Source organism: Parabacteroides sp. AM08-6 (assembly GCF_003473295.1).
Classification (GTDB): Bacteria; Bacteroidota; Bacteroidia; order Bacteroidales; family Tannerellaceae; genus Parabacteroides.
On the sequence record NZ_QRMP01000082.1, the window covers coordinates 1 to 647 of the forward strand.

The 647-nt window shown below is 49.5% G+C and carries 1 protein-coding gene; it reads left to right on the forward strand.

Translation table 11 applies throughout. From position 1 onward, the window contains the following. Positions 1-647: Rpn family recombination-promoting nuclease/putative transposase (locus DW103_RS17940; protein WP_233545741.1), on the forward strand; the 647-nt coding region annotated here is incomplete at both ends.

Here is a 647-nt window from a genome sequence, read left to right on the forward strand (position 1 = left end):
CTGAACGATTTGCTGGTGGGAGAGCGGCATGTGGAGGACATATCCTTCATGAACAAGGAGATTGTTCCCGAGTCGCTGGGCGGAAGAGTCGTCATTTTCGACATCCTGTGCAAGGAAAAAGACGGGACGAGGTTTATCATCGAGATGCAAAACCAGTATCAGGATTACTTTTTCGACCGGGGATTGTATTATCTTTGCCGCATGATGAACGAACAGGGGAAAAAGGGGCCCGACTGGAACTACCGGATATACCCTGTTTACGGAGTGTATTTTTTGAACTTCAGGCTCCCGCAACTGGTCAAGTTCAGGACGGACATCACGCTGGCAGACCGCGACAGCGGCACGGAGCTGAGCAACAAACTGAGGCAAATATACCTGTCGCTCCCTTTTTTCACACTGGAGAAGAAGGATTGCCATACGGATTTTGAGTGTTGGATTTATTTATTAAAGAATATGGATACGTTAGAAAGATTACCGTTCGAAGCAAAGAAAGCAATATTCAGGAAGCTCCTGGAAGTTGCCAACGTGGAGAACCTGACCCCCGAAGAACGCGAACGTTACGACGAGTCGGTAAAGGCGTATCGCGACTATGTGAACACCATCGCCACGGCCGAACGCATCAGCAGGGAGGAAGGGAAAGCGGAAGG